The following is a 9,387-nucleotide window of genomic DNA, read 5'->3' on the forward strand; positions in this document are numbered from 1 at the left end:
GCCCTGCGCACCGAACAGCGCACCCTGCGCCACGCCTACGAAACGTGGTGCGAGGACGAGGGCGTCGACCCCATCAAACCCCGCCACTTCGGGGAGAAGGTCCGCCTGGCCATCCACCACCCGCCCGGAACCAACCTGCCCACCTCCAACGGCCGCAAGATCTACAAGGGCATCGAACTCATCAACCCGCCCGCCGGTCTCCAGGGACCGTCATGACCGGCCCCACCGAACCCGCCGAGAACAGTCCCTGCCCACGAAAGGCCAGCTCACCCCCCATGACCCCCCGCCTCCAGGGACCGACAGAGACCGACTTCCGCAATGTATCCCCCGCTCAGAACGACGACATCACACCAGCGCCCCACACTTGCGGAAAACAGTCCCTCTCTGTCCCTCACCCCCGCCCAGAAGCAGCGTTGACCTGCGAAAACACGGAAGGGACCGATGCAGGGAATCACCAGGGACCGACCGTCACCGACAACTCCCCAGCCCCCACCGCACGGCTGCGCCCCGAGCAGCTATGCGACGAGAGCGAGATCGTCTGGATCGTGCCGATCGACGACCTCGACTACGTCCGCGAGAGCCTGGACATCACCAAACGCCGCTCCGGCAAACCCCCCTACCACAAGCCCGGCCGCCTCGTCGGCTACGCCAACCTTGACCCGAACACCACAGCCACTCGCGACTCCGGTCGCTACGACCGGCGGACCTTCTGGCTCCTGCCACGCGACCGCAGCGAATCCACCGATTCCCCGTACACCACCTACGCCCCCCTCGAAGCGATCGATCCCCGCACTGTTGCCCCCGGTCACCCCGGCCGCCTCACCCCCCGAGCCTGGGGAGGCCCTCTCCCAGAACCCGGCGACCGCCCACCGGCAGAATCAGCCTGATCACCACATCGTCGGGCGCCGCAAGGAGACGGCGCAACGTGACCACGCCGTTGAGTACACGCCCGTTGTGGCCCGGCCGGTGGGCACGGGACGCCGTTCGCCGGGCTCCGGCCGGCCGACGGCAGACGTCGCGGCAGAGGTGCTAGTAGAGGCTGGGGGCGTCTTCGAGGTCGCGCTGCGCGCGAAGGGCTTGGCCGTACCCTGCGGCGGCGAGGGCATCGAGCAGACGGCGGGCGCGGTCCGCACTGGCGCCGGAACGGGTTGCGAGGTCGGTCAGTACGCGCCGCAGGAAGGTCACCGCACGCAGGCTCCCTACGGCGACATCGTTGACGCGCGTTCCCAGGACGTCGAGCACGAGATCGACGGCGCTGGTGGTGAACAGCCGATGCGCGTCGAGGACCTCGATGAGATGGTCGGCCACAACCGGTTGGGCGCAGTGGGCCTTCGCCCATGTCGCGGTGAGCGTCCACGACGGTCCCGGCGGCCAGGGCATACCACCGGCCGGTGAGGGCAGGAGTGCTCGACGCAGGAGTGCAGTGGGCTGTCGGCCGGGGGTGAGGAACCGGTCGAGCAGGCCGGGCCACAGCGTGAGGAGCTGCGCGATCCGGTCCGCGGTCGTGGCCAACCGGGCCAGGGCGAGCAGGAGTTCGGTCAGTGCGGCCGGTGCGTCGGTGAAGGCATCGAGGCTTTCCTCCAGCAGGCGCCGGTGACCGGCGAGAGCCTCCTGGGCAGTGACCTCGGCGTGGGCCACGCGCCAACCTCGGGCGTGGCCGGCCATGCCTGGACTCTGTGCGGTCCAGGTCAGCCGGTCGTGCGTGGTGAGTGCCGCCAGCAGGGCGCCGGCGTCGGCCTGGTGAGCGCAGTCGGTGCGCACGACCTGGTGCGCGGCAGCGACGGCGGGCGCCGCCAGGCGAAGGTCGAGGACCGGCTCACCGCCGGTCAGTACCGGGTGCACCGGGTCGGGCAGCCGGTAGGGATACCGGACGCCTGCCTCGTCCTGCGGACTCAGCCCGGCGCTGGCCACCATCGCGGTCAACGCCTCAAGGACGCCGGTGTGTACCGGATCGTCGGGCCCCGTACAGGCGGGTGTCCAGCGGGCGGTGAGGCTGTCGGCGAGGAAGGCACGGACCTCGATGTACGCGCTCGTGGCCAAGCTGGTGACGGCGGCGCGGACGTCGGACCCGGTCAGGCCCGCCTGCTGCTGCAGACCGTCGTCCCCCAGGAGCAGCGGCAGCACCAGCGCGGCCGAGCAGTCGCCGGCCCTGTCCTCCTTCGCCTCGCAGACCACCTCACCGGCAGATCGGCGCGTGATCGCCGGCGGGGTAGCGGCAGCCGCCGCGACGAGCTGGTTGCCGGCCCAGCGCATCTGCCAGGCCTCCACCGCCGCCGCGTCGGCGGCCGCGGTCTGGATGAGGACCGCGGCGACGGCCGCGCGGCGGCCGTCCGCCAGCCACAAGCCCTCCGGATCCGGGTCCAGTTCCAGCGACGCATCCAGAACGGTCAGCCGCTCGAACAGCCGTTGCGCGTCCACACCATCGGCGCCGTCCCGGGCCTTGCGGGCATCGTCGGCGAGCGCGAACCGCTCGATGAACCGATGAAAGGCGCCCTCGTCCTCGTCGGCCTCGGAGCGGATCTCCCGCACGGCATCGTTCACCAGGGCACGGCCGCGGCCTTCGGGCAGGTCGACCAGCCTCCACTGGGTGTGATCGAGCAAGGCGGCCATCGTCCTGACGACCTGGTGATCAACGATGGCCTGCCGGTCTTCCAACCCATGTGCTGTGGAGGGCGGTTGGGAGACTGGCGTGTACTCCTCCAGCAGTCGCCGGCCCAGGAGCCGGTAGGCGCGCTGCCGATCCGGCGACGCGCGCAGCACGACATAGGGGACGGCGTCGTGCAACGAGCAGGGAGTGCCAGGGAGCAGCCACACGTCCCTCTGCTCGAGCGCCGGGTCGAGTTCGGTGCTGAGGCGGACCGGGTGTTCGGCCAGGACATCGACGGCCACCGCCACGAGCGCGATGCTCTCGCCGCAGCCCAGGACCTGCTCCACCACCTCCGCCAGATCGGCTCCGGCCGCCGCGCGGGCACCGGCCCACCGGCGCAGGGCCGCGAGCGCGGCGAGAGCCGGCCCCGGCCCGAACGCGCCCGCCCACGGCCACTGCCACACTGTTGCCGACCCGGTAAAGGTGCGCTCACCACCGCGCAGCGGCCAGGTGACCGATGCCTGCCGCACCCCGCGGTCATGGTCGCGCTCGCGTTCGCTCACCGCCGCCGAGGCGGCACCAGCGACTGCTCCGACCAGCACGAGGCCAAGTTCCGGGGCGTGGTCGAGCAGAAGTGCAAAGGGACCCAGGTATGCCGGATCGGGGCGCTTGGGGTCCAGGTCGCGGCCGATGCGCGACAGAAACGGCCATCCCCGGTCCCGAACCCCGTCGTGAGCGTCAACCAACCGGTCGTGCACCGGGCCGAGGTAGAACGCGTGGGACATCGCCGCCAGCAGGGCCGGCTCGTGCAGCGCCAGCAAGGCGCCGAGCCGGCGGTCCTCAACCACCGCCTGTACCTTCAGCGGGTGCTCGGCGGCGAGGTCCTGCACCAGACGACGGGCGGCACCGTCCAGGTCACCCGCCGCCCAGGCCAGAGCGACGGCCGCGTCCTGCGCTGATGCTGCCCGGCCGTCATACCACCAGGCCACTGCCGCCGGCACCCGCCGCAACAGCTCATCGGGAGTCCGGTCCGCGAGGACACCCAGCCACGTCGCGGTGAACCGCAGGGCCTGTGCCGCGGCTGTCTCGTCCAGCCTCTCCGGCTGGGTGAGGAGCAACTCCAGGACCGGCACAGCGGATTCGGCGTCCCGCACCCGGCGCCCGGCAGCAGCGACCAGACGGCCGCCGCCGCCGTCCAGCAGCACGGTCGCCAGCGCCGGACATACGGCGTCCGGCCTGCCGAGTTCGAACAGCGCCTCGTACGGCACATCCAGCCACCGCACATCGTCGACGTCCGCCAGCCGGTCCGCCTCCGCCGAGGCCGTCCGCCATGTCTGGACCAGACGGGCTGGACCGCGCCCGACTGCACGCGACAACCGCAGCTGGAACCCCAGCCGGACTCCCCGCAGCAACCGTCTCGGCACCGGCACGGCCGCCACGTCCGGAGCGTCGTTCATCCCAAGGCGCACGGCGATCGCGTAGTCCTGCTGCACATCGTGTGCGAAGGCGAACTCCGCGTCCTCGAACACCAGGACGCCGTCGCCGACCAGCCCCTCGCGGGCCGGACCTGCCCGGCCCCGCAGCCCTGAGTGGGAGTGACCGGCGAGTACGGCATCGGCCATGTCCAGGTAGGCGTCGCTGCGCTCATCCGGCGTGCCGCGCCCTGGCCGTCCTCCGTCATTCCGGCGGACCAGGTCCTTGTAGACCCAGTCGGCGACGTCCTCCTCGCCCAGCACCTGGTCCGCGTGGTGCTCGGGGCCCAGCATGAGCACCAACTGCTCGACGAGGTACAGGTTGCGCAGCAACCGTGCCGACCGGGCCGAGCGCTCCAGTACCCGTAGGGCGGGAAACTCGGCGAGGACCGAGTCGACCTCCCCGTCGTCCAACTCCTGGGCCTCGACCCGGTGCACCGGGTGCCTGCCGGCCTCGGCCAGGACCGCACCCACCTGGTCGGCTGCCTGTTCCCGCACTACGGCGAGGACGTGCCATCGAGGGGTACTTGCGTGGGGGAGTGTCTTCAGGAGGGAGGACAACAGGGCACCGGAGTCGGTCAGTACCTGTTCGGCGCCGTCGACGAGCAGCAGGCGCTCGCCGCCGGGGGCCGCCGCCAGCGTCCGATCAAGACGGGCTCCGATCTCCTCACCGATGTCGGTCACCGTGTGCCAGGTGCGTTCCGTCAGCGACAGGGCTACCACCGTGCCGCCGGACTCGTGGGCCGTGCGCGCCAGTTCCCGGGCCAGAGCACTCTTTCCGGCGCCCGCCGGACCGGTCAGCAGGACCCGCTCGTGCTCGCTCACGGCGGTGCGCAGCGTCCCGGCCTGCCGCTTGCGCGCCAAGTGGAGGCGCCCGCCCAGCCGCTGACTCACGCGCTCGGCGCCCAAGAACCCCTCAGTCCACCGTCGGACGGCGTCCAGCGCGGGCAGTTCCGGGGGATCGCCGCGCAGTACGGCGCCGCGCACGTGGAGTTCGTTGCGCAGATCGGTGACCGACATGGTGCCCGCCCGCGGACCGCGCTTCTCGACAATCGCTGCGATCTTCCTGAAGACCTCGGCGGCGCCCGGGCCCCGGCCGGCCTCCAGCAGACGTTCCTCCAGCAGGCCGAGCAGGGAGATGTACCGGGGGCCGTCCTGCTCTGCCTGCTCGATCTCGACCACCAGGCGGCGTGCGATCCGAAACGCCGTCTCCTCCACCTGGTGCGCGGCGACCGCGCCGCTTGCCTCCGGCAACGAGGCGAGCGTGGCCTTGAGATGGCGCCACACGGTGCGTTCGGCCTTCCCCAGCCGGGGCAGCTCCTCATTCAAGTCGTCGCACGTGCTCTGGGCGTCGGCCGCCGTGGCCAGATTGCGCAGGGCGATCAGATCGTTGTCCGGACCGGAGGCGGTGATACCGAGACGGTGCCGGCCGGCGTCGATGTCCTCCCCGTATCGCTGCAGGCTCTCCAGGCACTGACCGATCGTCGACCGCCACGGGGCGCTGCTCGGGGCGATGTCGAGTGTCCTCTTCACCTGCCGCTGGACGGTCAGTTCGAAGGGGCCCTCCCGGTTGAGAACGATCACGTCGTCGAGGGGGAACCGTGGGCCCTTCTGCAACAGCAGTTGGGTGGCGGGCACCTTCAGCCCCGGGACCGGAACGTGACAGAGCATCGCGGCGGCGTCCAGGGCTGCGACCCAGTACTCGTAGATGATGCCGCCGCCACCCGTCGCGAGCGGCGAGCTCGTATTCGTCATCGCCGCCCCCTGCGATCACCCGCCACCGTCGCCCGGATTCTAGTGGCTGACACCGACACCGCCCCNNGGGGCGGTGTCGGTGTCAGCCGGCGCCCTGGACCGCCATCAGGCCGGTGCCCCGGGCGACCTCGTTGAACGTGTCCGGGAACGGGCGCAGTTCCTCCAGGAACTCCCGCCACACCACGTCCCGCTGTTCGCCCAGGTGCGCGGTGGCCTCGTACAGATCGACGAGGTAGCCGGGCATCGCCCGGCCCCAGCACTGGTTGTTGTCCCACCAGGCCCGCAGTACGGCGCGCAGGCTGTCCAGCGTCAGCAGGCTCGTGCACGGCAGCACCGCGGTCCGGGCGACGAACTGCCCGTGATCGAAGCCGCCCACCTCCTCCAGCACGCCGGGCAGATGGGCGACGAAGTACGGGTCGGGCCGGGCGCCGATGACCCGGCAGCGGTCGCTGACGTGCAAGGCGGCAAACGCGGTCTCCAGCGCGGGCAGGCTCGCGCGGACCTCAGCGTTCGCCACCAGGGCCAGCACCCGGGCCTCGTCCTGAGGGAGAGACCCGGACCGCTCGGCCTTGCCGATGCCGTCGATCCTGGTGTTGAACAGGGTCTTGAGCGGCTCGGGCAGGGCGGCCCAGAACGACGGGAGCGTGCCGAGCCGACCCAGGGCGGCGAGCTGGACGGTTGGGTCCGCCTCGACCAGGCGGTCGGAGTGCCGGGCTAGGGACTGGGTGGCGAGCGCGGCGTCGCGCTCGGCGAAGTGGCGCAGGCACAAGGCCATCCGGTCGGCGAGCGCGGCGGGCTGGACCGGCACGTTCGGGTCGTCGATCTGCAGGAGCGCGAACTTCGCGGCGAACTCAACGACTTTGGCCCTGGCCGACGGCCGGATCCGGTCGAAGAACGCATACCCGAGGTAGCTGGCGTCGAAGGTGAACGCCGGGTCGGCGACGTGCGCCATGAAGCTGGCCAGGACCTTCCGCCCCTGGCTCGGCGGATGGATGAGGACCGCGTCCAGCGCGACCGCGAGGTGTGCCCGGGCGTACTCGGTCGTCGGCTCGAACAACTCCCCGAGCGGGCGCAGCGACGGGTGGGCGCACAGATGCCGGTCCTCGCGCAGCCGCTCCAGCTGCATCTTCTGGGTGCGGTCGATCAGTTCGAGTTTCTCGGCGATGTCCAGGACACTGCGCTCGACGCCGAGCATGATGTTCACGGCGTCGGCCTGCCCGGGCCGCTGCGCCCGCTCGACGTCCTCGACCAGGCCCCGGGCGTCGCTCTCCCCCTGGTCCTTGAGGATCTCCGCCTTGTGGATCAGATCCGCGCACACCGCCGTCCAGGTCAGCACGATCGCAGCCCGGGCCGCGCCCGAGGCGTAGCAGCGGTGGGCCTCCTGGACCACCGGCCTCACTTCCGGGTTGAACACCCGCGTGAGGCGTTCCTCCAGGTCGAGCATCGACGCTCCTCTATCTCTCACCAAGACCCTGCCGCCTCGCCGGGCGTACGCCCAGGTCTCCAGCAACCTGCCGGTCACACCGTACGAGGAGCTGGCCCACGAGCACGGGGACGGGCGTGAGATGCCGCGCTGGCCAGCACCACATCGGTTCCGTACGACAGATCGGTGGGGCAGTTGCCCAGGTACGCCCATGCGACGCGACGCAGCTCACTATCGTGGGGATGCGGTGACCGGGGGACGCATCCGCATCATCCCCGGCCCCTGCGTCGGCCCCGCTGCCGGGGCCGCGGGGCCGGTCACCTGGATCGGGACGAGGCACACGCCGCCTGCCGAGGGCGGCCTTCCGCCACGGAGGAGTTACGCAGTGACGCAGGCAGAGCCCGAGGACGTCTCCCACGGACTCGTACGGCTGACCGTCGCCCGGCGAGATCCGGGCCACGGACTCCGACCGTCTGACCTACGAGGAATGGACACGGACCCTCGCTTGCCCGCAGTGCGGGACAGCCTCCGGTCTCACCCTCCAGGCCGACTACGACGAGGCCCTCGTCATCTGCCCGCAGGAACAGAGGGCGTTCAGGGATCCCTACATCAGCGCCATGAGCGTTCGCCTGCTGGCGGCCCAGCCCGCCGACCAGGAGAACCTGGACCTCCCCCGGGGCGGATGCCCGTGGTTCGACTTGACCCCGGTGCTCGAGGAGAACCGGACAATGGCGGACTTCCGCTATCTCGACGAGTTGGAAGAGGAGGACCCGAGAGACGTGTGGGAGCGGCACTTCGGTGTTACTGCCGAGGAGAAATGGCCCCGATTCGTGATCGCCATGTCCTGGGCGCGCTCGCTGATGTCCTGGGCGCTGCCTCACCACGGCCGCCTTTTCCACCACGTCTCGGCGCCGACACATCGCGCCCGGACCGGGAAGCCCACATGATCCTGATGGCTCTCGGACTGGCCGTGTACGAGAGCGCGTTCCAGGCCGGTATGGACAAGCGCATGGCGGTGCTGCCCCTGGCGGCACCGATGCAGTGGCTGCGCCCGGGACCGGACGCAGCCGACCGCCGCCGGCAGCTGCTCGCCGTCCGGCCCGTGGGCGACCCCGACTTCGGCGGACGGCTGCGCTTGACCGACCTCGCCCGCCTGGAGGACTCCACCGAGCAGGAGCAGGACCGCTGGTGCGAGGAGGCCTTCGCGGTGCTCACGGTTCACCTCAAGGCCGCACGCACCCAGGCCGTCCAGGAGCACGGTGGCAAGCTCGACCCGCCGGAGCGAGCCCGCCTCACCGACCGCAGGTCCGCCCTCTACATCGGCGATGACACCTACAACTGGTACAGCGAGCCCGCCCGGGTCCCCTAGCCTCCCCTGCCGGTGCCGCCACTGAGCCCTTGACGAGCGCCCGGGACGTGCCGAGCGCCAACAGCGCGATGTACGTTGTCTCGGAGGCACAGTCGAGCGGTAGATCCGCACGCGGCACACGTCGAAGAACATCCGAGAGGAGTCCGTGCCGTGCTGCGTTCCGAGAGCGAGCTCAAGGAGCTGGCCAACCGGGTCAAGTTCGACCTCGAGAGCGCCGGATTCGCTCCACGCACCGATGACTTCGATGCTCCCGAGGGAGGCCTCTCCGTCTGGGTGGACCAGGGCCGGGTCGTGGTCCACTGGAATCCGCACGACCGTCTCGGCGAGGCGGCCGCCGACATGCGCGAGGTCTCACGGGATCTTGAACCCGTCGTCCAGCGACATCGCGCCGTTCAGGCCGCGATGCACATGGCCCTCGTGACCGTTCTGACCGCCTTCGGATACCGCGTCACCACAGAGGTGTTCGGTTCCGGCATCCATGTCGACACGGCCGAGACCGACCTGTAGGCGCGGCCGGCCCCCCCGGGTACTGGGGACCCGCGGTGTACGACGCGGCAACCGCGATGAACGAAGGCGGTTCAGGGATCGAGGGCCTCTGGACGGTCTTCCGGGACGGTTGTGAGGGCATACAGCTCCACCTCCGCCAATCCGTCCTCGGTGGTGTGCGGCTCGCGCCGCACGGAGACCTCGTAGTGACCGGCGAGCAATGTCCTGACCCGTTCCACCGTCTGGGAACTGGAGGCGCTCACGTAGATCAGCGCCAGTCCCTCCGTACGGAGGG

The 9,387-nt window shown here is 70.8% G+C and carries 7 protein-coding genes and 1 pseudogene; 5 read left to right on the plus strand and 3 right to left on the minus strand.

Annotated elements, in window-relative coordinates; all coding sequences use genetic code 11:
* Both AOK08_RS40610 and AOK08_RS40615 read left to right on the plus strand, forming a co-directional pair.
* Positions 1-216, plus strand: a pseudogene (locus AOK08_RS40610) (hypothetical protein); the annotation flags it as partial.
* Positions 217-413: 197 nt separating this feature from the next.
* On the plus strand, positions 414-887 hold the full coding sequence (locus AOK08_RS40615; RefSeq protein ID WP_241827312.1) for a DUF6009 family protein: 474 nt from the start codon (positions 414-416) through the stop codon (positions 885-887).
* A 142-nt stretch (positions 888-1,029) separates the two neighbouring features.
* Here AOK08_RS40615 and AOK08_RS40620 read toward each other — a convergent pair whose 3' ends face one another.
* Together AOK08_RS40620 and AOK08_RS40625 are read right to left on the minus strand one after the other, a co-directional pair.
* Positions 1,030-5,814: an AAA family ATPase gene (locus tag AOK08_RS40620; RefSeq protein WP_055535423.1), complete on the minus strand. Its 4,785-nt coding sequence runs from the start codon at positions 5,812-5,814 to the stop codon at positions 1,030-1,032.
* 82 nt (positions 5,815-5,896) lie between these two features.
* A complete protein-coding gene (locus AOK08_RS40625; RefSeq protein WP_055535425.1) occupies positions 5,897-7,258 on the minus strand; it encodes a hypothetical protein in 1,362 nt (453 codons plus the stop codon).
* A gap of 596 nt (positions 7,259-7,854) precedes the next feature.
* Here AOK08_RS40625 and AOK08_RS40630 point away from each other — a divergent pair.
* The 3 genes from AOK08_RS40630 (at position 7,855) to AOK08_RS40640 (ending at position 9,113) form a co-directional block, all read left to right on the plus strand.
* Positions 7,855-8,184 (plus strand): hypothetical protein, encoded by a 330-nt coding sequence (locus AOK08_RS40630; RefSeq protein WP_055535427.1) that lies wholly within the window; start codon positions 7,855-7,857, stop codon positions 8,182-8,184.
* Complete coding sequence (locus tag AOK08_RS40635) at positions 8,181-8,606, plus strand: hypothetical protein (protein WP_055535429.1); 426 nt, start codon at positions 8,181-8,183, stop codon at positions 8,604-8,606. The genes AOK08_RS40630 and AOK08_RS40635 overlap by 4 nt, the downstream gene beginning before the upstream one ends.
* A 150-nt stretch (positions 8,607-8,756) precedes the next feature.
* Positions 8,757-9,113, plus strand: a complete 357-nt coding sequence (locus tag AOK08_RS40640) for a hypothetical protein (protein ID WP_055535431.1) — start codon at positions 8,757-8,759, stop codon at positions 9,111-9,113.
* A gap of 71 nt (positions 9,114-9,184) precedes the next feature.
* Here AOK08_RS40640 and AOK08_RS40645 read toward each other — a convergent pair.
* A partial coding sequence (locus tag AOK08_RS40645) for a hypothetical protein (protein WP_157877018.1) occupies positions 9,185-9,387 on the minus strand: 203 nt, incomplete at its 5' end.

The organism is Streptomyces graminilatus (assembly GCF_001418565.1).
Taxonomy (GTDB): domain Bacteria; phylum Actinomycetota; class Actinomycetes; order Streptomycetales; family Streptomycetaceae; genus Streptomyces; species Streptomyces graminilatus.

Bases quoted from the DNA above. Each gene is read 5' to 3' on its own strand.
- AOK08_RS40630 (WP_055535427.1), top strand. From the start codon at position 7,855: ATGAGCGTTCGCCTGCTGGCGGCCCAGCCCGCCGACCAGGAGAACCTG.
- AOK08_RS40620 (WP_055535423.1), bottom strand. From the start codon at position 5,814: ATGACGAATACGAGCTCGCCGCTCGCGACGGGTGGCGGCGGCATCATC.
- AOK08_RS40635 (WP_055535429.1), top strand. From the start codon at position 8,181: ATGATCCTGATGGCTCTCGGACTGGCCGTGTACGAGAGCGCGTTCCAG.
- AOK08_RS40625 (WP_055535425.1), bottom strand. From the start codon at position 7,258: ATGCTCGACCTGGAGGAACGCCTCACGCGGGTGTTCAACCCGGAAGTG.